Genomic DNA, 24,341 nt, shown 5'->3' with positions numbered 1-24,341 from the left:
CCGAAAGGAGACGACACGATGACCGATGCGACCCGCGCGACCCCGCCGTCCGCCGCAGATTTTTCGACACGCGATCCGGGCGATGCGTCGTTCTGGAACGAACGCTTCGAGCGCGGCATGACGCCGTGGGATCTCGCCGGCGCGCCGGCGGAGTTCCGCGCGTTCGCGTCGCGCCACCCGCAGTGTCCGGTCCTGGTGCCGGGCTGCGGCAGCGCGCACGAGGCGCTTTGGCTCGCGCAGGCCGGGTGGCCGGTGCGCGCGATCGACTTTGCCGAGCAGGCGGTCGCGGCGGCACAGGCGCAACTGGGCGAGCACGCGGGCGTGGTCGAGCAGGCGGACTTTTTCGGCTATGTGCCGCCGTTCGCCGTCCAGTGGGTATACGAGCGCGCGTTCCTGTGCGCGCTGCCGCGCGACCGGCGCGCAGACTACGCGGCGCGCATGGCCGAACTGCTGCCGGCGGGCGGCTGGCTGGCCGGGTACTTTTTCACCGGCGCGACGCGCACCGGGCCGCCGTTCGGTATCGACCGTTCGGAACTCGACGCGCTGCTCGCACCGTATTTCGAATTGGTCGAGGATCTGCCGGTCGAGGAATCGCTGCCGGTGTTCGCGGGGCGCGAGCGCTGGCTCACGTGGCGCCGCCGCTGACACGGTGCGCGTCGTCGCCGTTGCCGGACAGCGTCGGGCTTTCGGCTATAATTCAAGGTTTTGCAAGCCGTTTCTAGTTTCTGCGGGAAAAATATCATGCCGATCTACGCCTATCGATGCGAAGCGTGCGGTTACGCGAAGGACGTGCTCCAGAAGATGAGCGACGCGCCGCTGTCTCAATGCCCTGAATGCGGGAAGGACACGTTCCGCAAGCAAGTGACCGCCGCCGGCTTTCAGCTGAAGGGCTCGGGCTGGTATGTCACCGATTTCCGCGGCGGCGCGGGCGGCACCAGCGCAACGTCGACGTCGACACCGTCCGCATCGGGCGACGCGGCACCGGCGGCGCCGGCGGCATCCGGCACGGACGGCGCGGCGAGCGCCGCGCCCGCGGCTGCGGCCGCGCCGGCCGCCAAGCCCGCGACGAGCAGCAGTTGACCGCCGCGCGGCCCGCAGGGGCCGCGCCCACTCCGTACCGCGCGCCGGCGCGGCACTTTGACGGCAGATGATGAAAAAGACGACCCTGAAATCGGTGTTTCTGACCGGCCTGCTGGTTCTCGTCCCGCTCGCGATCACGCTGTGGGTGCTTGGCCTCATCATCGGGACGATGGACCAGACACTGCTGCTGCTGCCGGAATCGTGGCAGCCGGAGCGGGTCTTCGGCTTCCGCCTGCCCGGCATCGGCGCGGTGCTGACGCTCGCATTCATCTTCATCGTCGGGCTGGCGACGCGGAACTTCATCGGCCAGAAGCTCGTCACCTGGTGGAACGTCGTCGTGCGTCACATCCCGGTGGTCGGGCCGATCTACACGAGCGTCAAGCAGGTGTCGGACACGCTGCTGTCGAGCAGCGGCAATGCGTTCCGCAAGGCGCTCCTGATCGAGTATCCGCGCCGCGGCTCGTATACGATCGCGTTCCTGACCGGCACGCCGGGCGGCGACGTGGTCAATCATCTGACGGAAGAGTACGTGAGCGTGTACGTGCCGACGACGCCGAATCCGACGTCCGGCTTCTTCCTGATGCTCCCGAAGAGCGAAGTCATCGAACTCGACATGTCGGTCGATGCCGCGCTCAAGTACATCGTCTCGATGGGTGTCGTGGCGCCCCCGGCGCCGGCTCCGGCGGCGCCCGCCCGCCGTCCCGTCGAGCCGCCGCTTTAATGTGAACAGACCGTTGGGCCGCGCTGCGGCGCCTGTTGATCAAACCGAACGAAAGCAAACATCATGTCGATGCGAACTGAATACTGCGGTCTCGTGACCGAACATCTGCTGGGCCAAACCGTGTCGCTGTGCGGCTGGGTGCAGCGCCGCCGCGATCACGGCGGTGTGATCTTCATCGACCTGCGCGATCGTGAAGGCCTCGTGCAGGTGGTCTGCGACCCGGATCGCGCGGAGATGTTCGCGACCGCCGAAGGCGTGCGCAACGAATTCTGCGTGCAGGTGAAAGGCCTCGTGCGCAACCGTCCGGAAGGCACGGTCAACGCCGGCCTGAAGAGCGGCAAGATCGAAGTGCTGTGCCACGAGCTGAACGTGCTGAACGCGTCGGTCACGCCGCCGTTCCAGCTCGACGACGACAACCTGTCGGAAACCACGCGCCTCACGCACCGCGTGCTCGACCTGCGCCGTCCGCAGATGCAGCACAACCTGCGCCTGCGCTACCGCGTCGCGATCGAGGCACGCAAGTACCTCGACGGCCAGGGCTTCATCGACATCGAAACGCCGATGCTGACGAAGAGCACGCCGGAAGGCGCGCGTGACTACCTCGTGCCGTCGCGCGTGAACGCAGGCCAGTTCTTCGCGCTGCCGCAGTCGCCGCAGCTGTTCAAGCAGCTGCTGATGGTCGCGAACTTCGACCGTTACTACCAGATCACCAAGTGCTTCCGCGACGAGGATCTGCGCGCCGACCGCCAGCCGGAATTCACGCAGATCGACTGCGAGACGTCGTTCCTCGGCGAGCAGGAAATCCGCGACCTGTTCGAGGACATGATCCGTCACATCTTCAAGACGACGATCGACGTCGAGCTGGACGCGACGTTCCCGGTCATGCCGTACTCGGAAGCGATGGCGCGCTTCGGCTCGGACAAGCCGGACCTGCGCGTGAAGCTCGAGTTCACCGAGCTGACCGACGCGATGAAGGATGTCGACTTCAAGGTGTTCAGCACGCCGGCCAACGCGAAGGACGGCCGTGTCGCGGCGCTGCGCGTGCCGAAGGGCAGCGAGCTGTCGCGTGGCGACATCGACGGCTACACCGAGTTCGTGCGTATCTACGGCGCGAAGGGCCTCGCGTGGATCAAGGTCAACGAGAAGGCAAAGGGCCGCGACGGCCTGCAAAGCCCGATCGTCAAGAACCTGCATGACGCGTCGATCGCGGCGATCCTCGAGCGCACCGGCGCGGAAGACGGCGACATCATCTTCTTCGCGGCCGACCGCGCGAAGGTCGTCAACGACAGCCTCGGCGCGCTGCGCCTGAAGATCGGTCACTCGGAATTCGGCAAGTCGAACGGCCTCGTCGCAGCGGGCTGGAAGCCGCTGTGGGTCGTCGATTTCCCGATGTTCGAATACGACGACGAGGAAGCGCGCTACGTGGCCGCGCACCACCCGTTCACCAGCCCGAAGGACGAGCATCTCGAGTACCTCGAGACGGAACCGGGCCGCTGCCTCGCGAAGGCATATGACATGGTGCTGAACGGCTGGGAAATCGGCGGCGGCTCGGTGCGTATCCACCGCGAGGAAGTGCAGAGCAAGGTGTTCCGCGCGCTGAAGATCGGCCCGGAAGAGGCACAGCTCAAGTTCGGCTTCCTGCTGGACGCGCTGCAGTACGGCGCGCCGCCGCACGGTGGCATCGCGTTCGGTCTCGACCGCATCGTCACGATGATGGCCGGTGCCGATTCGATCCGCGACGTGATCGCGTTCCCGAAGACCCAGCGCGCGCAGTGTCTGCTGACGCAGGCGCCGAGCCCGGTCGACGAGCGCCAGCTGCGCGAGCTGCACATTCGCTTGCGTCAGCCGGAGCAGCCGAAGGCGTAATGCTTCGGTTTGCTTGATGATGCGCGTGGCGACACGCGCATCACGTGACGAAAAAGGCGCCGTGGCGCCTTTTTCGTTTTTTGCGGTACAGTCGCAGCACCTGCGGCGCCGCGTCGCGCGGTGTCGCGCAGCATGAAACGAAGATGACGAAGCCGCCGAAAATCCCCGAATCCGTTCTTGTCGTGATCTATACGCCGGCGCTCGACGTGCTGGTCATCGAGCGCGCCGATCAGCCGGGGTTCTGGCAATCGGTCACGGGCTCGAAGGACGCGCTCGACGAGCCGCTCGCCGTCACGGCCGCGCGCGAGGTCGCCGAAGAGACGGGCATCGTCGTCGGCAGTCCCGGGATACCGGCCGGTGCGCTCGCCGACTGGCGTCACCGGATCGAATACAACATCTATCCGCAGTACCTGCATCGCTATGCGCCGGGCGTCACGCGCAACACCGAGCACTGGTTCGGCCTGTGCGTGCCGGGCCGCGTCGACGTGACGCTCGCGCCGCGCGAGCACGTCGCGTATGCGTGGCTGCCCTACCTCGAAGCGGCCGCGCGCTGCTTCTCGCCGTCGAACGCCGAGGCGATCCTGCAACTGCCCGCGCGCTCGGTTCTCGGTCGCGCATGAGCGCACACGCGCGCCGGCGCTTCGCTCAGTTGCGGCAGATGTTCCTGCAGGAGCGGGGCTCCGAGTCGCGGCTCGCGTTCACGTCGGGCAACGCCGTGCGCCTGTGCCACGGCGGCGAAGCGTTCTTCGCCGCGCTGATCGCGCGGATCGACGCCGCGTGCGAGCAGGTCGCGCTCGAAACCTACATCTTCTGCGACGACGCGGCGGGGCGCCGCGTGTCCGACGCGCTGCTGCGCGCGGCGCGGCGCGGCGTGCGGGTGCGCGTGATCACCGACGGCATCGGCACCGCGCGCCTGCCGCTGTTCGACGCGTGGGCCGCGGCGGGCATCGAGCAGCGCATCTACAACCCCTGGCTGTTCGGCCATTTCGGCTTTTCCCGCACGCATCGCAAGCTGGCCGTCGTCGACCGCGCGTACGCGTATTGCGGCGGCATCAACATCGTCGACGACTATGCACAGAACGGCACGACGCTCGAATTCCCGCGCTGGGATTTCACCGTCGAGATGGCCGGCCCGGTCGTGTCGGACGTGCGCGCCGCGTTCGAGCTGCAGTGGCATCGCATCCGCTTCGGCCACAAGCCCTACGCGCAATACGCGGCGGAGCTGCACGGCGCCGACGCGTTCCCCGCCATTTTCCGCCGCTGGATGCGCAGCCACCGCTGGATCAAGGCGGGCGCGCTCAGGATCGTCACCGCGCCGAGCGTGGCGTTCGTCGCGCGCGACAACGTCGTCAACCGGCGCGCGATCGAGAAGGCGTATCTGGCCGCGATCGGCCGCGCGCGGCAGCGCATCCTGCTCGCGAATCCGTACTTCATGCCGGGGCGCAAGCTGCGCCGCGCGCTGGCGGGCGCGGCCCGGCGCGGCGTCGACGTGCGTATCCTGATCGGTCGCAAGGAGTTCGCGGCGCTCGACACCGCGGTGCCGTTCCTCTATCACGCGCTGCTGCGCGCCGGCGTGCGGATCGCCGAATACGACAAGACGATGCTGCACGGCAAGGTGGCCGTGATCGACGACAACTGGGCGACGGTCGGCTCGTCGAATCTGGACGCGTTGAGCCTGATGCTGAACAATGAAGCCAATGTCGTGCTGGTGCGGCACGACGTGCTGACGAACGAATTGCGCGACGCGATCGTCGCGGCGTTCGACGACGGCCGCGAGATCGACCCGGCGCGGTACGCGGTCCGCCCGCTGGCCGAACGCGCGCTGAACTGGCTCGCCTACACGGCGTACCGCACCGTCATGAAGGTGCTGACGGTCGGCAACTACGACTAGTGCGCCCCGGAGCCGTGCGCGGGGCAAGCCGCCGCCCCGTTCCGGCGGCGCCCGGATCGCGCAAAATGGCGGCACGGTCGGTCAGACACGGTCGGTTAGACACGGTCGGTTAGACCCCGGTTTCTAATAATTTCCTTGTTTCGCGGACGGCTGCGCTCAATAATAGTACGGCCGTTCGATTTTATTCGATCACCCCGAACGGTTACACAGAAATAGTTATGCGAAAAGGCGAACAGACGCGTGCCGCAATCCTTGAAGCTGCTTTGGACCTCGCCAGCCGTGACGGGCTGGAAGGGCTGACGATCGGCCTGTTGGCCGAGCGGATGCAGATGAGCAAGAGCGGCGTGTTCGCGCACTTCGGATCGCGCGAGGATTTGCAGGTGGAAGTCGTCCGCGAGTATCACCATCGTTTCGAGAACGAGGTGTTCTTTCCGAGCCTGCGCGAGCCGCGCGGCCTGCCGCGCCTGCGGGCGATGCTGGCGCGCTGGATAGAGAAGCGCATCCAGGAGGTGACGACCGGATGCATCTACATCAGCGGGGCCGTCGAGTACGACGACCGGCCGGACAGCCCGGTGCGCGAGCAGTTGATCGCGAGCGTGTCGGCGTGGCGCGCCGCGCTGCTGCGCGCCATTTCGCAGGCGATGGACGAGAAGCATCTGCGTGTGGACACCGATCCGGACCTGATGCTCTTCGAGTTGTACAGCTTCACGCTCGGCCTGCATCACGACGCGCGCTTCCTGCATTCGCCGGATGCGGTGCGCCTCACGTGGGCCGCGCTGGAGAAGACGATCGTTTCATATCAGAGCGAGAGCCGTTAGCGGGGCATGATCCGCCCGCAGCGAGCTCGAGCCGATTGCCATATTTGGAGAGAGTCATGGGACAGTACGCCGCGCCGCTGCGCGACATGCAATTCGTGTTGCACGAGCTTCTGAACGTCGAAGCCGAAGTCAAGCACATGCCCCGGCATGCTGACCTCGACGCCGACACGATCAACCAGGTTCTCGAGGAGGCAGGCAAGTTCTGCGCCGAGGTGCTGTTCCCGCTGAACCAGATCGGCGACCGGGAAGGCTGCACGTACGCCGGCGACGGCGTCGTGACGACCCCGACGGGCTTCAAGGAGGCGTATCGCCAGTACGTCGAGGCCGGCTGGCCGGCGCTCGGCTGCGATCCGGAATACGGCGGCCAGGGGCTGCCCGCGTTCGTCAACAACGCGCTCTACGAAATGCTGAACTCGGCGAACCAGTCCTGGACGATGTATCCGGGCCTGTCGCACGGCGCATATGAATGCCTGCACGCGCACGGCGCGCCGGAACTCCAGAAGGCTTACCTGCCGAAGCTCGTGTCCGGCGAATGGACGGGCACGATGTGCCTGACCGAGCCGCACTGCGGCACCGACCTCGGCATCCTGCGCACGAAGGCCGAGCCGGGCGGCGACGGCTCGTACTCGATCACCGGCACGAAGATCTTCATCTCGAGCGGCGAGCACGACATGGCGTCGAACATCGTCCATCTGGTGCTCGCGCGCCTGCCGGACGCGCCGCAGGGCACGAAGGGGATCTCGCTGTTCATCGTGCCGAAGTTCATTCCGGACGCGTCGGGCGAGCCGGGCGAGCGCAACGGCGTCAAGTGCGGCTCGATCGAGCACAAGATGGGCATCCACGGCAACGCGACCTGCGTGATGAACCTCGACAACGCGAAGGGCTGGATGGTCGGCGAGCCGAACAAGGGCCTGAACGCGATGTTCGTGATGATGAACGCCGCGCGTCTCGGCGTCGGCATGCAGGGCCTCGGCCTCACCGAAGTCGCGTACCAGAACTCGCTGACGTACGCGAAGGAGCGCCTGCAGATGCGCTCGCTGACCGGCCCGAAGGCGCCGGACAAGCCGGCCGACCCGATCATCGTCCATCCGGACGTGCGCCGCATGCTGCTCACGCAGAAGGCCTATGCGGAAGGCGCGCGTGCGTTCACGTACTGGTCCGCGCTGCAGATCGACAAGGAGCTGTCGCACGGCGACGAAGCGGTGCGCAAGGAAGCGGCCGATCTCGTCGCGCTGCTGACGCCGATCATCAAGGCGTTCCTGACCGACAACGCATTCGAGTGCACGAACCATGCGATGCAGATCTACGGCGGCCACGGCTTCATCTCCGAGTGGGGCATGGAGCAATACGTGCGCGACGCGCGGATCAACATGATCTACGAAGGCACGAACTCGATCCAGTCGCTCGACCTGCTGGGCCGCAAGGTGCTCGGCGACATGGGCGCGAAGCTGAAGAAGTTCGGCAAGCTCGTCAGCGACTTCGTCGAGGCCGAAGGCGTGAAGCCGGAAATGTCCGAGTTCATCAACCCGCTCGCCGACATCGGCGACAAGGTGCAGAAGCTGACGATGGAAATCGGCATGAAGGCGATGCAGAACCCGGACGAAGTCGGCGCCGCGGCCGTGCCGTACCTGCGCACCGTCGGCCATCTGGTGTTCTCGTACTTCTGGGCGCGCATGGCGCGCATCGCGCTCGACAAGGAAGCGTCCGGAGACCCGTTCTACAAGTCGAAGCTCGCGACCGCGCGCTTCTACTTCGCGCGCCTGCTGCCGGAAACGGCGGCGACGATCCGTGCCGCGCGCGCCGGCTCGAAGACCTTGATGGAAGTCGACGAAGCGCTGTTCTGACGCGGTTTCGGGCGGAGCGCGCTGCGTTCCGTCCGGACGGTCCGGTTCCTGATACTCACTCCGCCGTGCGGCGCCCGACACGACTCGCGCCGCCCGGCACTATCGGAGACATCCCGTGAGCAATTTCATCATTCGCAAGGTGGCCGTGCTGGGCGCCGGCGTGATGGGCGCGCAGATCGCCGCGCATCTCGTCAACGCGCGCGTGCCGGTGCTGCTGTTCGACCTGCCGGCCAAGGAAGGCCCGAAGAACGCGATCGCGCTGAAGGCGATCGAGAACCTGAAGAAGCTGTCGCCTGCGCCGTTCGGCGTGAAGGACGACGCGAAATACCTCGAAGCCGCGAACTACGAGGATGACATCGGGAAGCTCGCCGAGTGCGATGTCGTCATCGAGGCGATCGCCGAACGGATGGACTGGAAGCACGACCTGTACAAGAAGGTCGCGCCGCACATCGCACCGAACGCGATCTTCGCGACCAACACGTCGGGCCTGTCGATCACGGCGCTGTCGGACGGTTTCTCCGACGCGCTGAAGGCGCGCTTCTGCGGCGTGCACTTCTTCAACCCGCCGCGATACATGCACCTCGTCGAACTGATCCCGACCGCGCACACGCGCCCCGAGATCCTCGACCAGCTCGAATCGTTCCTGACGAGCGTCGTCGGCAAGGGCGTCGTGCGTGCGAAGGACACGCCGAACTTCATCGCGAACCGCGTCGGCGTGTTCTCGATCCTCGCCGTGATCGCCGAGGCCGCGAAGTTCGGCCTGCGCTTCGACGAGGTCGACGACCTGACGGGCAGCCGCCTCGGCCGCGCGAAGTCGGCGACGTTCCGCACTGCGGACGTGGTCGGCCTCGACACGATGGCGCACGTGATCAAGACGATGCAGGACAACCTCGCGGACGATCCGTTCTTCCCGGTCTACGAGACGCCCGCCGTGCTCGCCGGGCTGGTGAAGCAGGGCGCGCTCGGCCAGAAGACGGGCGCCGGCTTCTACAAGAAGGAAGGCAAGGCGATCAAGGTGCTCGACGCGAAGACCGGCACCTACGTCGACTCGGACGCGAAGGCCGACGAGCTGGTGGGCCGCATCCTGAAGCGCCCGCCGGCGGAGCGCCTGAAGCTGCTGCGCGAGACCGACCATCCGCATGCGCAGTTCCTGTGGTCGATCTTCCGCGACGTGTTCCATTACATCGGCGTGCATCTCGAATCGATCGCCGACAACGCGCGCGACGTCGATCTCGCGATCCGCTGGGGCTTCGGCTGGAACGAAGGGCCGTTCGAAGGCTGGCAGGCGGCGGGCTGGAAGCAGGTCGCCGAATGGGTGCAGGAAGACATCGCCGCCGGCAAGACACTCGCGAACGCGCCGCTGCCCGCATGGGTGCTCGAAGGGTCGGTCGCCGACATGGGCGGCGTGCACACGGCCGAAGGCTCGTGGTCGCCGGCCGCGCAGCGCTTCGTGCCGCGCTCGGACCTGCCGGTCTACCGCAAGCAGGTGTTCCGCGCGCCGCTCCTGGGCGAAGCGGGCACCGATCCGAAAACCTACGGCAAGACGCTGTTCGAGACTGACTCGGTGCGCGCATGGGTCGACGACCGCGCGGGCGAGGACGACGTCGTGATCGTGTCGTTCAAGTCGAAGATGAACACGATCGGCCCGGGCGTGATCGACGGCCTCGTGCAGGCGATCGAGCTCGCGGAGCAGGAATACAAGGGCGTCGTGATCTGGCAGCCGACGTCGCTGAAGCTCGGCACGCCGGGCGGCCCGTTCTCGGCGGGCGCGAACCTCGAAGAGGCGATGCCGGCCTTCATGATGGGCGGCGCGGCGGGCATCGAGCCGTTCGTGAAGAAGTTCCAGGAAGGCATGCTGCGCGTCAAGTACGCGAACGTGCCGGTCGTGGCGGCCGTGTCGGGCATCGCGCTCGGCGGCGGGTGCGAACTGATGCTGCACAGCGCGAAGCGCGTTGCGCACGTCGAGAGCTACGTCGGCCTCGTCGAAGTGGGCGTCGGCCTCGTGCCGGCCGGCGGCGGGCTGAAGGAAGCGGCGCTGCGCGCGGCGGACGCGGCGGCCGCGGCCAACGCGACCACCGACATCCTCAAGTTCGTCACGAAGTCATTCGAGAACGCGGCGATGGCGAAGGTGTCGGCGTCCGCGCACGATGCGCGCGCGATGGGCTACCTGAAGCCGTCCGACACGATCGTCTTCAATGTGTTCGAGCTGCTCGATACCGCGAAGAAGGCGGCACGCGCGCTGGCCGACGCCGGCTACCGCGCGCCGCTGAAGGCGAAGGACGTGCCGGTCGCGGGGCGCTCGGCGATCGCGACGATCAAGGCGTCGCTCGTCAACATGCGTGACGGCCGCTTCATCAGCGACCACGACTACCTGATCGCGAGCCGCATCGCCGAAGCCGTGTGCGGCGGCGACGTCGAAGCCGGCAGCCTCGTCGACGAGCAGTGGCTGCTCGCGCTGGAGCGCCGCGCGTTCGTCGAGCTGCTCGGCACGCAGAAGACGCAGGAACGGATCATGGGCATGTTGCAGACCGGCAAGCCGGTGCGTAACTGAGCGAGCGGACAACTTTGCATGGGACGGAGCCGGCGCCGAAGCGCCCGCTCCGCCCGACTGGAGTTTGAAATGAGCAAACAATTGCAAGACGCATACATCGTCGCCGCCAGCCGCACCCCGATCGGCAAAGCCCCGCGCGGTGTCTTCAAGAACACGCGCCCGGACGAGCTGCTGGTCCACGCGATCAAGTCGGCGGTTGCGCAGGTGCCCGGCTTTGACACGAAGCTGATCGAAGACGCGATCATCGGCTGTGCGATTCCGGAAGCCGAGCAGGGCCTGAACGTCGCGCGGATGGGCGCGCTGCTCGCCGGCCTGCCGAACACGGTCGGTGGCGTGACCGTCAACCGCTTCTGCGCGTCGGGCATCACCGCGCTCGCGATGGCGGCCGACCGCATCCGCGTCGGCGAATCGGATGCGCTGCTCGCGGGCGGCTGCGAATCGATGAGCATGGTGCCGATGATGGGCAACAAGCCGTCGATGTCGCCGCACATCTTCGATCGCAGCGAGGATGTCGGCATCGCGTACGGGATGGGCCTGACGGCCGAGCGCGTCGCCGAGCAGTGGAAGGTGAGCCGCGAAGACCAGGACGCGTTCTCGGTCGAGTCGCACCGCAAGGCGCTGGCCGCGCAGCAAGCCGGCGAGTTCAACGACGAGATTGCCGCGTACACGCTGACCGAGCGCTTCCCGAATCTCGCGACCGGCGCAGTCGACGTGAAGACGCGCACCATCGCGCTCGACGAAGGCCCGCGCGCGGACACGTCGCTCGAAGGCCTCGCGAAGCTGCGCGCGGTGTTCGCGAACAAGGGCTCGGTCACGGCCGGCAACAGCTCGCAGACGTCGGACGGCGCGGGCGCGCTGCTCGTCGTGTCGGAGAAGGTGCTCAAGCAGTTCAACCTGACGCCGCTCGCGCGCTTCGTGAGCTTCGCGGTGCGCGGCGTGCCGCCGGAGATCATGGGCATCGGCCCGAAGGAAGCGATCCCGGCCGCGCTGAAGGCCGCTGGCCTGAAGCAGGATGATCTGGACTGGATCGAGCTGAACGAGGCGTTCGCCGCGCAGTCGCTCGCGGTGATCCGCGACCTCGGCCTCGATCCGGCGAAGGTCAACCCGATCGGCGGCGCGATCGCGCTCGGCCACCCGCTCGGCGCGACGGGCGCGATCCGCGCGGCGACCGTCGTGCACGGCCTGCGCCGCCGCAACCTGAAGTACGGGATGGTGACGATGTGTGTCGGCACCGGCATGGGCGCCGCGGGCATCATCGAACGCCTGTAAGCGGGGCGAACCGGCAGGACGACGGTGCGTGGGCCATGAGCTCGCGCACCGTTTTTTTCATTCGGATTGGATACAGCCAAGGAGACGCTTGTGACGGACATCCAGGTGGAACGCGCCGACGGCGTGATGACGATCACCATTGCGCGGCCGGCGAAAAAGAACGCGCTGACGGCCGCGATGTACCAGACGATGGCCGACGCGCTCGGCCAGGCGCAGGAGGACAAGGCGGTTCGCGCGATCCTGCTGCGCGGCAGCGACGGCAACTTCAGCTCAGGCAACGATCTCGAGGATTTCATGAAGGCGCCGCCGAAGGACGACAGCGCGCCGGTCTTCCAGTTTCTCGCGCGGATCAGCAGCGCGTCGAAGCCGATCGTCGCGGCGGTGCCGGGCATCGCGGTCGGCGTCGGCGTGACGATGCTGCTGCATTGCGACCTCGTCTACGCAGCCGACACGGCGACGTTCTCGCTGCCGTTCGTGCAGCTCGGGCTGTGCCCGGAGGCCGCGTCCAGCCTGCTGCTGCCGCGTCTCGCGGGGCATCAGGTCGCGGCCGAGAAGCTGCTGCTCGGCGAGCCGTTCGATGCGCTCGACGCGCACCGGATCGGCATCGTCAACCGCGTGCTGCCGGCGGCCGAACTCGACGCGTTCGCGGCGAAGCAGGCGGCGAAGCTCGCGGCGCTGCCGGCCGCGTCGCTGCGCGTGACGAAGGCATTGCTGAAGAACACGGGCGGCGTGTCGATCGCCGACCGGATGGCGGAAGAGGGGCAGCAATTCGGCGCGATGCTGCGCGCGCCGGAAGCCCGCGAGGCGATGACCGCGTTCTTCGAGAAGCGCAAGCCGGACTTCCGTCAATTCGACTGATACGCGGCGCGCGCCGCGCCGTCCTGGATTCGTTCGCACGCCGGCGCGGCGAAGCGCTCCTTTCTCCCCGCATCCGTCCGGGTGCCGCGCGTCGGCGCCACGATCTGGCGCCGTTCAATCCTCATCGCAGTATCGGCGGCGCGAGTCGCGGCGCCGGCTGCGGGCCGGGTGCATCACCGACATCCTTCCGGCTTCGCCGCCGCCCGCGCACCGCGGGTTGAGCGGGTAACGCCTGTCTGCCTTGCCCCATCTACCGTTGCCGGCCATCGCATGCGCCGGCGTCGCGACCGCTCCCGGCCAGTTTTCGCTCAACTCGGCAAAGTTTGTTCGCCGTCAAGATGCGCTGCGGCAACTTTCCGTACAGTTCGCGCGGCACGCAGCCGTGGCCGACACGGGGTTGCACATTGGCGGTGCACGATCGGCAGTCCTTCTCAACGACACTCAGGCAAACGAACAATGATCAGACGAATCACCGGTGGTGCGCGGGCGGCCCCCGTCATCGCGATACTGGCGGGACTGGCCGGATGCAGCGACCTTCACGTGCTCGATCCCAAGGGCGCGGTGGGCGTGGCGGAGAAGTCGCTGATCGCGACGGCCACGTGGACGATGCTGATCGTCGTCGTGCCGGTGATCCTGCTGACGCTGTTCTTCGCGTGGCGCTATCGCGCGTCGAACCGCAGCGCGACCTATGCGCCGGAGTGGTCGCATTCGACGGCGATCGAAGTCGTGATCTGGACGGTGCCGACGCTGATCATCCTGTTCCTCGGCATCCTCACGTGGAGGACCACGCACGAGCTCGACCCGTATCGGCCGATCGAATCGTCGGTGAAACCGATCGATGTCGAGGTCGTCGCGCTTGACTGGAAGTGGTTGTTCATCTATCCGGAGCTCGGCATCGCGTCGGTCAACCAGCTCGCGATCCCGGTCGGCACGCCGGTCAACTTCCGCATCACGTCGGATTCGGTGATGAATTCGTTCTTCATCCCGCAGCTCGGCAGCCAGGTCTATGCGATGGCCGGCATGCAGACGCGCCTGCACCTGATCGCCGACGAAGCGGGCGATTACGCGGGGGTGTCCGCCAACTACAGCGGCCGCGGCTTCTCCGACATGAAGTTCCGCACGCTCGCCGAGCCGCGCGAGCAGTTCGACGCGTGGGTGCAGAAGGTGAAGGCGTCGTCCGACCGGCTCGACATGACCGCGTACGGCGCGGTCGCGCAGCCGAGCGAAAAGGCGCCGGTGCGCTACTTCTCGTCGGTCGATCCGAAGCTCTTTCACAACATCATCGCGAAATACAACGACGGCCACGTCCTCGATCTGAAGGACGCTGCCTGTACGACGAAGGGGTAACGCATGTTCGGCAAACTGACACTTTCGGCGATCCCGTTCGATCAGCCCATCATCATGGGGGCAGGCTCCGTGATGGGGCTGGCCGTGCTGGGCATTGTCGCGGCATTGACGATCACCGGCCGGTGGAAATGGCTGTGGAACGAATGGCTGACGTCGGTCGATCACAAGAGGATCGGCGTGATGTACCTGATCGTCGCGGTGCTGATGCTGCTGCGCGGCTTCGCGGACGCGGTCATGATGCGGCTGCAGCTCGCGCTCGCATACAACGGCCCCGGCTACCTGCCGCCGCACCACTATGACCAGGTGTTCACCGCCCACGGCGTGATCATGATCTTCTTCATGGCGATGGCGCTGCTGGTCGCGTTCTTCAACCTGATCGTGCCGCTGCAGATCGGCGCGCGCGACGTCGCGTACCCGTTCCTGAACTCGCTGTCCTTCTGGATGACGGCGGTCGCCGCGATCCTGATCAACATCTCGCTCGTGGTCGGCGAATTCGCGCAGACCGGCTGGCTCGCGTATCCGCCGCTCTCCGAGCTGCAGTTCAGCCCGGGCGTCGGGGTCGACTACTACATCTGGGCGCTGCAGATCTCGGGCGTCGGCACGCTGATCACCGCGATCAACTTCTTCGTGACCATCATCAAGATGCGCGCGCCGGGCATGACGCTGATGAAGATGCCGGTGTTCACGTGGACGGCGCTGTGCTCGAACGTGCTGATCATGGCGACGTTCCCGATCCTGACCGTCGCGCTCGCGCTGCTCGGCCTCGATCGCTACCTCGACATGCACTTCTTCACGAACGATGCCGGCGGCAACGCGATGCTGTACCTGAACCTGATCTGGGCATGGGGCCATCCGGAGGTGTACATCCTCGTGCTGCCCGCGTTCGGCATCTACTCGGAAGTGATCGCGACGTTCGCGAAGAAGCCGCTGTTCGGCTACAAGACGATGGTGTACGCGTCGTGCGTGATCATGGTGCTGGCGTTCCTCGTGTGGCTGCATCACTTCTTCACGATGGGCTCGGGAGCGGACGTGAACGCGTTCTTCGGCATCATGACGATGATCATCGCGATCCCGACCGGCGTGAAGATCTTCAACTGGCTGTTCACGATGTACCGCGGCCGGCTCGAGTTCACCGCGCCCGTGATGTGGACGATCGGCTTCATGGTCACGTTCACGATCGGCGGGATGACCGGCGTGATGCTGGCGATTCCCGGCGCGGACTTCGTGCTGCACAACAGCCTGTTCCTGATCGCGCACTTCCACAACACGATCATCGGCGGCGTCGTGTTCGGCTATTTCGCGGGCGTCCATTACTGGTTCCCGAAGGTGTTCGGCTTCCGGCTCGACGAGAAGCTCGGCAAGCGCGCGTTCTGGTGCTGGTTCACCGGCTTCTACGTGGCGTTCATGCCGCTGTATGTGCTCGGCTTCATGGGCATGACGCGCCGCCTGAACCACTATGACAACCCGGCATGGCATCCGTGGCTGGTCGCCGCCGCGTTCGGCGTGGTACTGGTCGCCGTCGGGGTGCTGCACCAGGTCGCCTCGGTGTGGGTCGGCTGGCGCAACCGTCACCAGCCGCAATACCGCGACGCGACCGGCGATCCGTGGAACGGCCGCACGCTCGAATGGGCGACGTCGTCGCCGCCGGCGGTCTACAACTTCGCGGTGATCCCGAACGTGCACGAACTCGACGAGCTCGCCTTCCGCAAGGCGAAGGGACTCGGCCTCGGGCTCGGCAGGAACGTCGTGTACCAGGACATCCACATGCCGTCGAACACGAGCGCGGGCCTCTTCGTCGGCGTGTTCAGCCTGCTGCTCGGCTTCGCGCTCGTGTGGCACATCTGGTGGCTCGCGATCGCCGCGCTCGTCGGCATCGTCGCGACGGTGGTGCTGTACAGCGCACAGGACAACGAAGGCTATTACATTCCGGCGGATACCGTCCGCAAGATCGAGGAACAACGCGCGGGCGCGCGGACCGGTGCGCCGTCGCCGGAAGCCGAACTGGAGGCGAACTGATGTCATCTCAATCTCTCGCGGGCACCGCCCGCCATCCGGCGGCGCACCACCATCCGCCGTCGCATTCGGTATTCGGCTTCTGGCTGTACCTGATGACCGACTGCGTGATCTTCGCGTCGCTGTTCGCGACGTTCGCGGTGCTCGGCAACCAGTTTGCAGGCGGCCCGACCGCGAAGGCGCTGTTCGACATTCCTGGCGTCGCGCTCGAGACCGCCGCGCTGCTGCTCTCCAGCATCACGTACGGCTTCGCGATGCTCGGCGCGCAGCGCCGCCGGCGCGGCACGGTGTTCGTCTGGCTCGCAGTGACGTTCGTGCTCGGCGCGGCGTTTCTCGCGATGGAGCTCCGCGAATTCTCGCACCTGATCGCGGAAGGCGCAGGGCCGCAGCGCAGCGCGTTCCTGTCGGCGTTCTTCGCGCTGGTCGGCACGCACGGCCTGCACGTGGCCGTCGGCCTGTTGTGGATGATCGTGCTCGCCGTGCAGATCGCCCGCGGCCCCGGCATGACGGAGCGCGACTTCCGGCGCCTCACCTGCCTGAGCCTGTTCTGGCACTTCCTCGACATCGTCTGGATCTGCGTGTTCTCCTTCGTCTATCTCGCGAGCGTGATCTAAATGGCCCATTCGGAACTCATTCACCATGATGACGCACACGGCACGGCCGGCGGCTACATCGTCGGTTTCGTCCTGTCGGTGCTGCTGACGGCCGCGTCGTTCGGCCTCGTGATGGGCGGCGTGCTGTCGCCGAAGGCGGCGATCATCGCGATCGCGGTGCTCGCGTTCGCGCAGATCCTCGTGCATCTCGTGTGCTTCCTGCACATGAACACGTCGTCCAGCCAGCGCTGGAACGTGATGGCGTTCAGCTACACGGTGCTCACCGCGCTGATCCTGATCTTCGGGACGCTGTGGGTGATGCACAACGTCAGCATGAACATGATGTCGCGCTAGCCGGTCACCCGGTTCGCGCATTCGCGCCGTGCATGCCGCACGGCTGGCTTCCTTACGGGGGCGCGCGGTACGTGCGCCTTTCTGCATCATGCGCAACAACGATTCCCAGACACCGGTTCGCGCCGACGAGCCGATTCCGCACCGCAAGGTCATCCGCTCGTGGCTCGTGCCGTTCGCCGTGCGCGAGATCGCGCGCCCGATCCTCCTGCTGGTGCTCGACTACCTGCTGCTGTTCGCGATGTTCGCGGGCGCGCTGCTGATCCCGTCGATCGTCGGCAAGATCGCCTGCGGGATGGCGGCCGGCTTCGTCACGGGGCGGCTCTTCATCATCGGGCACGATGCGTGCCACCAGAGCCTGACGCCCGACCGCCGGCTGAACCGCTGGCTCGGCCGCATCGCGTTCCTGCCGTCGCTGACGCCGTACAGCCTGTGGGAAGTCGGACACAACGTGGTGCACCATGGCTATACGAACCTGAAGGGCTTCGATTTCGTGTGGGCGCCGCATACGCCGGCGGAATACGCGGCGCTGTCGCCGACGCGCCGGCTGCTGGATCGCATCTACCGAAGCGGCTGGGGGCCGGGGCTCTACTATCTCGTCGAGGTCTGGTGGCTGCGGATGTATTTCCCGACCCGCGCCTATATCGGCGCGTCGCGGCCGGTGTTTCGGCGCGACTGCCTGCTGGTGACCGGCTTCGCGGCCGTGTGGATCGCCGCAGTCGTCTGGGTGGCGACGGCGACGCAGCAGTCCGTCGCGCTGCTGCTCGCGACCGGCGTGCTCGTGCCGTTCCTGTTCTGGTGCTCGATGATCGGGTTCGTCATCTATGTCCACCATACCGATCCGCGCATCGCGTGGCACGCGAACCGGGCCGAATGGTCGAACGCCGCGCCGTTCGTGTCGACCACGCTGCACCTGACGTTCCGGTTCGGCATCGGCGGCCTGCTGCATCACATCATGGAGCACACGGCCCATCACGTCGACATGAGCGTGCCGCTGTACCGGCTCAAGCCCGCGCAGTCGAAGCTGGAGGACATGCTGCCCGGGCGCATCGTCGTGCAGCGCTTCAGCTGGCGCTGGTACTTCGACACGGCCCGCCGCTGCAAGCTCTACGACACCGACCGCAAGCTGTGGACGGACTATGTCGGCAACCGGACGAGCGAGCCGGCGCACGAGCCGCTCCCGCCGGCCGCCGAGCAGGAGCCGCCGGCCGCGGTGCCCGAGCCGGCGGGTGCCGCGCCCGCCGAGCGCACTCACGCGGTGCCGTAATCGACGTAGCCGGTTTCGCGGCAGAAGCTGACGAGCCGCAGGCCGGCCTGCTGCGCGATCGCGATCGCGAGGGACGACGGCGCGGAGATCGTCGCGACCATCGGGATGCCGACGCGCGCGGCCTTGCGCACCAGCTCGTAGCTTGCGCGGCTCGACAGGAATACGAAGCCGTCCGTCGTGTCCGCGCGCGCGAGCACGAGCGAGCCGATCAGTTTGTCGAGCGCATTGTGGCGGCCGACGTCCTCGAACGCCATCCGGATCACGCCTGTTGCATCGCACCACGCGGCCGCGTGCAGGCCGCCGGTGAGCTGCGTCAGCGCCTGATGAGCCGGCAGTTCGCGGGCGGCGCGCGCGAGCGCGTCGGGCGCGAGGCGCGCGAGAAAGCCGGTATCGGGCACGCGCTCCGGCGCCAGGTCGAGCAGGTCGATGCTCTCGATACCGCATACGCCGCAGCCGGTGCGGCCGGCGAGCGCGCGGCGCTTGTCCTTCAGCGCGGCGAACGCCTGCTGGACGACGTCCAGATGCACTTCGGCATGCGGCAGCGGTGTGTCGTCGTGCAGGACCACCTCGATATCCTTGATGTCGCTGCCGCGCGACACGATGCCTTCCGAAATCGCGAAGCCGACCGCGAACGCCTCCAGGTCGCGCGGCGTGCACATCATCACCGCGTGCGAAATGCCATTGAAGACCAGCGCGACGGGCCATTCCTGGCCGACGTGGTCGCGCGCCGTCTCGAGCGCGCCGCCGCGCAGCCGACGCACGGTCAGTTCGATCGCGCCGTCCGGTTCGGCGGTATCGGTCGGATTCACAAGGAGACTCCCGTAGGTTGAGCGCGGCGTGCGGACGATCGCGTCCGCCGTTCGCGCGTAGAGGATCTAAAATACCTCAGGCAGGCCAATCGCGCCGGCACTTGTCATTTCTCGGGTATGACCATGGGACTCAGCGACGCACCGTTGCTATTCAATTTCGAACGCGATTCGTCGGAAAATTTCACCTATATCCCGATGATCGTGCGCTTCAACCTCGACCGCTTCGGCTTGCGGATTTCGCTCGAACAGTGGCAGTTGCTGCCGATCGAGGATCGCAAGCTGCTCGCCCGCTTCCCTGCCGATGACGACACCGGGATCGAGCCCAACTTCGATCATGCGCTGTTCGAGATGCTGCGCACGCACGCCGATCTCGAGCCGGGCTGGTTTCAGCCGGACGAGCATCCGGCCTGGCGCAGCATCGACGCGGTGCCGGCGGCACTCGTGCAGCAAAGCGTGCTCGCGGGATTGAGCGCGCCGGATCTGGCGCAATGGAACGGGCTGGCGCCATTCCAGCGCTATGTGCTGATGAAGCTGTCCCGCAAGCCGAAACTCAATCACGATTTCGTGCCGGCGATGCAGGAGTTCGGGCTCGCCGCGCACTGACGCGCGGCCGCCCGGGGCGGCTCGATTGGCGCGCTGCCGCCTGACGCGGGCGGCGCGCCGGCCGCGCGTCAGGCGATGTCGGGCAGCGGGCGGGGCCGGCGGTCCGGGCCGGTGGCGACGTAGGTGAGCGTGGCCTCGGTGACTTTCACGATTTCGCCCGTCAGCCCCATGCGGTGCGCGTAGACCTCGACGTCGACGGTGATCGACGTGCGGCCGGTCTTGAGGATGCTCGCGTAGAAGCTCAGCAGATCCCCGACGAACACCGGCTGCTTGAACACGAACGAATTGACCGCGACGGTCGCGACCCGGCCGTTCGCGCGGCGGCTCGCCGGAATCGAGCCGGCGATGTCGACCTGGGACATGATCCAGCCGCCGAACACGTCGCCGTGGACGTTGGCGTCCGCCGGTTGCGGGACGACGCGCAGCGCCGGCTGCTTTTGCGGGAGTTCGTGGGTCGGTTCGGTCATGGCGGGAGCTTTCATCCTGTAATCGGGCGGGGCGGTCGGCGTGCGCGGCCGGCGAGCCCGCGGGCAGCGGCGCAAACCGGCTTCTGCGACAATACAACGTCCGCAAATTGTACGAGAAAGCGTGCGATCGAGCCCTGTGCCGCCGTGTGCCGCGCGCCGCTCGACCGAACGCTTCCCCCCCGCCCCCCATGCGCCGATTTCCCGCTTCAGGCGAGCCCGCGCCGGTTCAGACCGGCCCTCGCAACGACTGGCAGACCATCCGTTCGCTGCTGCCTTACCTGACGACCTACAAAGGGCGGGTCGTGCTCGCGCTGTGCTGCCTGATCGGCGCGAAGGTCGCGAACCTCGGCGTGCCGGTCGTGATGAAGCGCATCGTCGATCATCTCGCCGCCGTCCAGCAGCTGACCGCGCTCGGCCGCGCCGAGCAGTCGGCCGGGATCGTGCTCGCGGGCGGCGTCGGCCTGCTCGTCGTCGCCTATGCGCTCGTGCGGCTGTCGACCTCGCTCTTCACCGAGCTGCGCGAAATCCTGTTCTCGAAAGTCACCGAAAGCGCGGTGCGCCGGCTCGCGCTGCAGGTGTTCCGGCATCTGCACGGGCTGTCGCTGCGCTTTCATCTCGAACGGCAGACGGGCGGCATGTCGCGCGACATCGAGCGCGGCACGCGCGGCATCCAGCAGCTGATCTCGTATTCGCTCTACAGCATCCTGCCGACCCTCGTCGAGGTCGGCCTCGTGCTCGGCTTTTTCGTCGTCAAGTACGAGGCGTACTACGCGTACGTGACGTTCGCCGCGCTGATCGTCTACATCGGGTTCACCGTGAAGGTGACGGAGTGGCGCACGCATTTCCGCCGCACGATGAACGAGCTCGATTCGCGCGCGAACTCGCGTGCAATCGACTCGCTGATCAACTACGAGACGGTCAAGTATTTCGGCAACGAGGACTGGGAGGCGCAACGCTACGACGAGAACCTCAAGCGCTACCGCACGGCCGCGATCCGGTCGCAGAATTCGCTGTCGCTGCTCAATTTCGGCCAGCAGGCGATCATCGGCACGGGCCTCGTGCTGATCCTGTGGCGCGCGACGCAGGGCGTGCTCGCGGGCAAGCTCACGCTCGGCGATCTCGTGCTGATCAATACGTTCATGCTGCAGCTGTACATTCCGCTGAATTTCCTCGGCGTCGTCTATCGCGAGCTGAAGCAGAGCCTCACCGACATGGACCGCATGTTCGGCCTGCTGTCGTCGGCGAAGGAGGTGGCCGACGCGCCCGATGCGCAGCCGCTCGCGGTGGCGGGCGCGCAGGTGCGCTTCGAGCACGTGAATTTCGCGTACGAGCCGTCGCGGCCGATCCTGCATGACGTGACGTTTACGATCGAGGCGGGCACCACGACCGCGGTGGTCGGGCACAGCGGCTCGGGCAAGTCGACGCTGTCGCGCCTGCTGTTCCGCTTCTACGATCTCGATCGCGCGGCGGGCGGCGCGATCCGCATCGACGGGCAGGATATCCGCGACGTCACGCAGGACTCGCTGCGCGCGTCGATCGGCATCGTGCCGCAGGACACGGTGCTGTTCAACGACTCGATCTACTACAACATCGCATACGGACGGCCGAGCGCGTCGCGCGACGAGGTGATCGCTGCCGCGCGCGCCGCGCACATCCACACGTTCGTCGAGAGCTTGCCGAAGGGGTATGACACGCCGGTCGGCGAGCGCGGGCTCAAGCTGTCGGGCGGCGAGAAGCAGCGCGTCGCGATCGCGCGCACGCTGCTGAAGCGCCCGCCGATCCTGCTGTTCGACGAGGCGACCTCCGCGCTCGATTCGCGCTCCGAGCGCGCGATCCAGCACGAACTGGAGCAGATTGCGCGGCATCGCACGACGCTCGTGATCGCGCACCGTCTATCGACGGTCGTGCACGCGCAGCAGATTCTCGTGATGGATCACGGCCGGATCGTCGAGCGCGGCACGCATGACGAACTGATTCGCGCGGACGGGCTGTACGCGCAGATGTGGGCGCTGCAGCAGCAGCGCGCGGCGGCCGCGGGCGAGGCGGCCGAAGAAGTCTGACGGCCAGGCCGGCGCCGCGCGGTGCGCGGCCCGGCCGGGTTCGCGGCGGCCGTCAGCGCGCGCCGCGCAGCCGCAGGTCGAGCTCGCCGAGCTGCGCGGGCGTGCCGACGTTTTCCCACGGCCCGTCGTATCGCTCGCCGGTCGCGCGGCCTGCCTCGATCGCCGCGCGGTAGTACGGCGTCAGCGCGCGCCGCGTGCCGGCCGCGAGGTCGCGGAACATCCGCGTGTCATAGAGCCCGATGTTGCCGAACGTGAGTCGCACATCGCCCGCGAGCGACAGCGCGCCGCTCGCGCCGAGCGCGAAATCGCCGGCCGGATGGAACGGCGGATTCGGCACCATCACGAGGTGCATCGCCGGCTCGGCGGATGCGGCCATCTGCGCGGCGTGCGCGGCGAGCGTGCGGTAGTCGAATTCGCAGAATACGTCGCCGCTCACCGCGACGAACACCGCCGGCCCGCCACCGCGCTCGAGGAGCGGCAGCGCCTGCGCGATGCCGCCAGCGGTCTCCAGCGCCTCGTCCTCGGCCGAGTATGCGAGCCGCACGCCCCAGCGCGAGCCGTCGCCGAGCGTGGCCTCGATCTGCGCGCCGAGCCATGCGTGGTTGATCACGATCGTCTCGATGCCCGCTTGCGCGAGCCGCTCGATCTGCCAGACGATCAGCGGCTTGCCGCCGGCTTCGAGCAGCGGCTTCGGGCAGGTGTCGGTGAGCGGGCGCATCCGCTCGCCGCGCCCGGCGGCGAAGATCATCGCCGTGGTCAGGGTATCGGTCATCTTCAGAACGTGTAGCCGACGTCGGCCGTCTTGCCTTCGAGATCGTCGAGCAGTTTCGCGAGCGGCACGAGCGGCCGGTAGCGCAGCGCGACCTTGCGCGCGTAGTCCAGGAAGCGCGGCAGGTCGGCCAGGTAGTGCGGCTTGCCGTCGCGGTAGTTGATCCGCGCGAACAGGCCGAGGATCTTGATGTGCCGCTGCAGGCCCATCCATTCGAGCTGGCGGTAGAACTCGCCGAAATCCGGATCGACGGGCACGCCGGCCTTCTTCGCCTTTTCCCAGTAGTACGCGAAGCAGTCGAGCTCGAATTCCTCGTCCCAGCTGATGAACGCGTCGCGCAGCAGCGACACGACGTCGTAGGTCAGCGGGCCGTAGACCGCGTCCTGGAAATCGAGCACGCCGGGGTTCGGCTGCGCGACCATCAGGTTGCGCGGCATGAAGTCGCGCAGCATGAAGCCCTGCGGCTGCGCCCGGGCGCTCGCGATCAGCAGCGCGAAGGTGCGCTCGAGCGTGCCGCGCATGTCGTCGGTCAAGGTCCGGCCGAGGTGGCGGCCCACATACCACTCGGGCAGCAGGTCCATCTCGCGGCGCAGGAACGCGTCGTCGAACGGCGGCAGTACGTCCGGCGCGGACGCGAGCTGGAAGCGGATCAGCGTGTCGAGCGCGTCGCGCATCAGCGGCCGCGCGGCGGCCGGGTCGGCCGCATCGAGCACCGAGATGTATTGCGTGCGCCCGAGGTCGGTCACGAGCATGAAGCCCGCGTCGAAGTCGTGCGCGAGCACCTGCGGCGCGTGGATGCCCGCATCGGCGAGCAGTTGCGCGACCTGGACGAATTCGCGGCACTTCTCGGGCGGCGGGGCGTCCACGGCGATCAGCGAGCCGCCGGGGCTCGTTGCCGACGCGACGCGGAAGTAGCGGCGGAAACTGGCATCCGCGGAGGCGGGCGCGAGGGTGGCGAGATCGAGGGCGTGGCGCTCGGCGAGCGGGCGCAGCCAGGCGCAGAGCGCGTCGAAGCGGGAATCGGCAGAAGGGGGCGTCATGAAACTCGGCGGAGGGAGGAACGTCTTGCCATATAATACCCCACGACTTTTTTGACGCGCCCCGTGTCAGCTCTCGCCGGTGCAGGCCCGCCGCCTGCGGCGCCGTTCGCCCGATCGCTTCCCC

22 protein-coding genes are annotated in these 24,341 nt (G+C 67.2%); 18 read left to right on the top strand and 4 right to left on the bottom strand.

Translation table 11 applies throughout. The annotated features are described in order from the left end of the window. Nucleotides 1-18 precede the first annotated feature (18 nt). The 16 genes from LIG30_RS13945 to LIG30_RS13870 all read left to right on the top strand — a co-directional run bounded on the left by LIG30_RS13945 (nucleotide 19) and on the right by LIG30_RS13870 (nucleotide 18,469). The gene (locus LIG30_RS13945; protein WP_038713131.1) at nucleotides 19-645 is read left to right on the top strand and encodes a hypothetical protein; all 627 of its coding nucleotides are present in this window, start codon (nucleotides 19-21) and stop codon (nucleotides 643-645) included. A gap of 96 nt (nucleotides 646-741) precedes the next feature. Beyond that, nucleotides 742-1,080, top strand: coding sequence for an FmdB family zinc ribbon protein (locus LIG30_RS13940; RefSeq protein WP_038713129.1), 339 nt, complete (start codon nucleotides 742-744; stop codon nucleotides 1,078-1,080). A 67-nt stretch (nucleotides 1,081-1,147) separates the two neighbouring features. Next, entirely contained in the window at nucleotides 1,148-1,801 is a 654-nt protein-coding gene (locus LIG30_RS13935) for a DUF502 domain-containing protein (protein ID WP_038713126.1), read from the top strand. A 63-nt stretch (nucleotides 1,802-1,864) separates the two neighbouring features. Next, the gene (gene aspS / locus LIG30_RS13930) at nucleotides 1,865-3,667 is read left to right on the top strand and encodes an aspartate--tRNA ligase (protein ID WP_038713125.1); all 1,803 of its coding nucleotides are present in this window, start codon (nucleotides 1,865-1,867) and stop codon (nucleotides 3,665-3,667) included. Nucleotides 3,668-3,810: 143 nt separating this feature from the next. Next, complete coding sequence (gene nudB, locus LIG30_RS13925; protein ID WP_038713204.1) at nucleotides 3,811-4,287, top strand: dihydroneopterin triphosphate diphosphatase; 477 nt, start codon at nucleotides 3,811-3,813, stop codon at nucleotides 4,285-4,287. Beyond that, a complete protein-coding gene (gene clsB, locus LIG30_RS13920; RefSeq protein WP_038713123.1) occupies nucleotides 4,284-5,558 on the top strand; it encodes a cardiolipin synthase ClsB in 1,275 nt (424 codons plus the stop codon). Before nudB ends, clsB begins: the two co-directional genes overlap by 4 nt. Nucleotides 5,559-5,776: 218 nt before the next feature. After that, nucleotides 5,777-6,376 (top strand): TetR/AcrR family transcriptional regulator, encoded by a 600-nt coding sequence (locus LIG30_RS13915; protein WP_038713121.1) that lies wholly within the window; start codon nucleotides 5,777-5,779, stop codon nucleotides 6,374-6,376. A gap of 56 nt (nucleotides 6,377-6,432) precedes the next feature. Then, nucleotides 6,433-8,220 (top strand): acyl-CoA dehydrogenase C-terminal domain-containing protein, encoded by a 1,788-nt coding sequence (locus LIG30_RS13910; RefSeq protein ID WP_038713119.1) that lies wholly within the window; start codon nucleotides 6,433-6,435, stop codon nucleotides 8,218-8,220. A gap of 115 nt (nucleotides 8,221-8,335) precedes the next feature. Next, nucleotides 8,336-10,771 (top strand): 3-hydroxyacyl-CoA dehydrogenase/enoyl-CoA hydratase family protein, encoded by a 2,436-nt coding sequence (locus LIG30_RS13905; protein ID WP_038713116.1) that lies wholly within the window; start codon nucleotides 8,336-8,338, stop codon nucleotides 10,769-10,771. 69 nt (nucleotides 10,772-10,840) lie between these two features. Further along, on the top strand, nucleotides 10,841-12,040 hold the full coding sequence (locus LIG30_RS13900; protein ID WP_038713114.1) for an acetyl-CoA C-acyltransferase: 1,200 nt from the start codon (nucleotides 10,841-10,843) through the stop codon (nucleotides 12,038-12,040). A 90-nt stretch (nucleotides 12,041-12,130) separates the two neighbouring features. Further along, nucleotides 12,131-12,898: an enoyl-CoA hydratase gene (locus LIG30_RS13895; protein ID WP_038713113.1), complete on the top strand. Its 768-nt coding sequence runs from the start codon at nucleotides 12,131-12,133 to the stop codon at nucleotides 12,896-12,898. Between the two features lie 456 nt (nucleotides 12,899-13,354). Next, nucleotides 13,355-14,245, top strand: coding sequence for a ubiquinol oxidase subunit II (gene cyoA / locus LIG30_RS13890; RefSeq protein WP_038713110.1), 891 nt, complete (start codon nucleotides 13,355-13,357; stop codon nucleotides 14,243-14,245). 3 nt (nucleotides 14,246-14,248) lie between these two features. After that, entirely contained in the window at nucleotides 14,249-16,261 is a 2,013-nt protein-coding gene (gene cyoB, locus LIG30_RS13885; protein WP_038713109.1) for a cytochrome o ubiquinol oxidase subunit I, read from the top strand. Further along, complete coding sequence (gene cyoC / locus LIG30_RS26330; RefSeq protein ID WP_038713108.1) at nucleotides 16,261-16,872, top strand: cytochrome o ubiquinol oxidase subunit III; 612 nt, start codon at nucleotides 16,261-16,263, stop codon at nucleotides 16,870-16,872. Before cyoB ends, cyoC begins: the two co-directional genes overlap by 1 nt. After that, a complete protein-coding gene (cyoD, locus tag LIG30_RS26325; protein WP_038713106.1) occupies nucleotides 16,873-17,205 on the top strand; it encodes a cytochrome o ubiquinol oxidase subunit IV in 333 nt (110 codons plus the stop codon). A gap of 88 nt (nucleotides 17,206-17,293) precedes the next feature. Further along, a complete protein-coding gene (locus LIG30_RS13870; RefSeq protein ID WP_038713104.1) occupies nucleotides 17,294-18,469 on the top strand; it encodes a fatty acid desaturase in 1,176 nt (391 codons plus the stop codon). Here the strand turns inward: LIG30_RS13870 and fdhD are convergent. Further along, nucleotides 18,454-19,278 (bottom strand): formate dehydrogenase accessory sulfurtransferase FdhD, encoded by an 825-nt coding sequence (gene fdhD / locus LIG30_RS13865; protein WP_038713102.1) that lies wholly within the window; start codon nucleotides 19,276-19,278, stop codon nucleotides 18,454-18,456. The two genes, LIG30_RS13870 and fdhD, sit on opposite strands and share 16 nt — an antisense overlap. A 123-nt stretch (nucleotides 19,279-19,401) precedes the next feature. Between fdhD and LIG30_RS13860 the strand changes: the two genes are divergently transcribed. Beyond that, on the top strand, nucleotides 19,402-19,881 hold the full coding sequence (locus LIG30_RS13860) for a nitrate reductase associated protein (RefSeq protein WP_038713100.1): 480 nt from the start codon (nucleotides 19,402-19,404) through the stop codon (nucleotides 19,879-19,881). Nucleotides 19,882-19,949: 68 nt separating this feature from the next. Here LIG30_RS13860 and LIG30_RS13855 read toward each other — a convergent pair whose 3' ends face one another. Then, nucleotides 19,950-20,363: an acyl-CoA thioesterase gene (locus LIG30_RS13855; RefSeq protein ID WP_200929685.1), complete on the bottom strand. Its 414-nt coding sequence runs from the start codon at nucleotides 20,361-20,363 to the stop codon at nucleotides 19,950-19,952. A gap of 173 nt (nucleotides 20,364-20,536) precedes the next feature. On the opposite strand from LIG30_RS13855, the gene LIG30_RS13850 reads away from it, so the two are divergent. Further along, nucleotides 20,537-22,408 (top strand): ABCB family ABC transporter ATP-binding protein/permease, encoded by a 1,872-nt coding sequence (locus LIG30_RS13850; protein WP_038713096.1) that lies wholly within the window; start codon nucleotides 20,537-20,539, stop codon nucleotides 22,406-22,408. Between the two features lie 52 nt (nucleotides 22,409-22,460). Here the strand turns inward: LIG30_RS13850 and murU are convergent, their stop codons facing one another. Both murU and LIG30_RS13840 read right to left on the bottom strand, forming a co-directional pair. Next, the gene (murU, locus tag LIG30_RS13845) at nucleotides 22,461-23,180 is read right to left on the bottom strand and encodes an N-acetylmuramate alpha-1-phosphate uridylyltransferase MurU (protein ID WP_038713094.1); all 720 of its coding nucleotides are present in this window, start codon (nucleotides 23,178-23,180) and stop codon (nucleotides 22,461-22,463) included. Between the two features lie 2 nt (nucleotides 23,181-23,182). Continuing rightward, nucleotides 23,183-24,217: an aminoglycoside phosphotransferase family protein gene (locus tag LIG30_RS13840; RefSeq protein WP_038713093.1), complete on the bottom strand. Its 1,035-nt coding sequence runs from the start codon at nucleotides 24,215-24,217 to the stop codon at nucleotides 23,183-23,185. Between the last annotated feature and the right edge of the window lie 124 nt (nucleotides 24,218-24,341).

The sequence above is a fragment of the Burkholderia sp. lig30 genome (assembly GCF_000687455.2).
In the GTDB taxonomy this organism is placed as follows: Bacteria; Pseudomonadota; Gammaproteobacteria; order Burkholderiales; family Burkholderiaceae; genus Burkholderia.
This window is presented reverse-complemented; position numbering and strand designations above follow the sequence as displayed.

Bases quoted from the DNA above. Each gene is read 5' to 3' on its own strand.
- LIG30_RS13945 (WP_038713131.1), top strand. From the start codon at position 19: ATGACCGATGCGACCCGCGCGACCCCGCCGTCCGCCGCAGATTTTTCG.
- LIG30_RS13940 (WP_038713129.1), top strand. From the start codon at position 742: ATGCCGATCTACGCCTATCGATGCGAAGCGTGCGGTTACGCGAAGGAC.
- LIG30_RS13935 (WP_038713126.1), top strand. From the start codon at position 1,148: ATGATGAAAAAGACGACCCTGAAATCGGTGTTTCTGACCGGCCTGCTG.
- aspS (WP_038713125.1), top strand. From the start codon at position 1,865: ATGTCGATGCGAACTGAATACTGCGGTCTCGTGACCGAACATCTGCTG.
- nudB (WP_038713204.1), top strand. From the start codon at position 3,811: ATGACGAAGCCGCCGAAAATCCCCGAATCCGTTCTTGTCGTGATCTAT.
- clsB (WP_038713123.1), top strand. From the start codon at position 4,284: ATGAGCGCACACGCGCGCCGGCGCTTCGCTCAGTTGCGGCAGATGTTC.
- LIG30_RS13915 (WP_038713121.1), top strand. From the start codon at position 5,777: ATGCGAAAAGGCGAACAGACGCGTGCCGCAATCCTTGAAGCTGCTTTG.
- LIG30_RS13910 (WP_038713119.1), top strand. From the start codon at position 6,433: ATGGGACAGTACGCCGCGCCGCTGCGCGACATGCAATTCGTGTTGCAC.
- LIG30_RS13900 (WP_038713114.1), top strand. From the start codon at position 10,841: ATGAGCAAACAATTGCAAGACGCATACATCGTCGCCGCCAGCCGCACC.
- cyoA (WP_038713110.1), top strand. From the start codon at position 13,355: ATGATCAGACGAATCACCGGTGGTGCGCGGGCGGCCCCCGTCATCGCG.
- cyoB (WP_038713109.1), top strand. From the start codon at position 14,249: ATGTTCGGCAAACTGACACTTTCGGCGATCCCGTTCGATCAGCCCATC.
- cyoC (WP_038713108.1), top strand. From the start codon at position 16,261: ATGTCATCTCAATCTCTCGCGGGCACCGCCCGCCATCCGGCGGCGCAC.
- cyoD (WP_038713106.1), top strand. From the start codon at position 16,873: ATGGCCCATTCGGAACTCATTCACCATGATGACGCACACGGCACGGCC.
- LIG30_RS13870 (WP_038713104.1), top strand. From the start codon at position 17,294: ATGCGCAACAACGATTCCCAGACACCGGTTCGCGCCGACGAGCCGATT.
- LIG30_RS13860 (WP_038713100.1), top strand. From the start codon at position 19,402: ATGGGACTCAGCGACGCACCGTTGCTATTCAATTTCGAACGCGATTCG.
- LIG30_RS13855 (WP_200929685.1), bottom strand. From the start codon at position 20,363: ATGAAAGCTCCCGCCATGACCGAACCGACCCACGAACTCCCGCAAAAG.
- LIG30_RS13850 (WP_038713096.1), top strand. From the start codon at position 20,537: ATGCGCCGATTTCCCGCTTCAGGCGAGCCCGCGCCGGTTCAGACCGGC.
- murU (WP_038713094.1), bottom strand. From the start codon at position 23,180: ATGACCGATACCCTGACCACGGCGATGATCTTCGCCGCCGGGCGCGGC.
- LIG30_RS13840 (WP_038713093.1), bottom strand. From the start codon at position 24,217: ATGACGCCCCCTTCTGCCGATTCCCGCTTCGACGCGCTCTGCGCCTGG.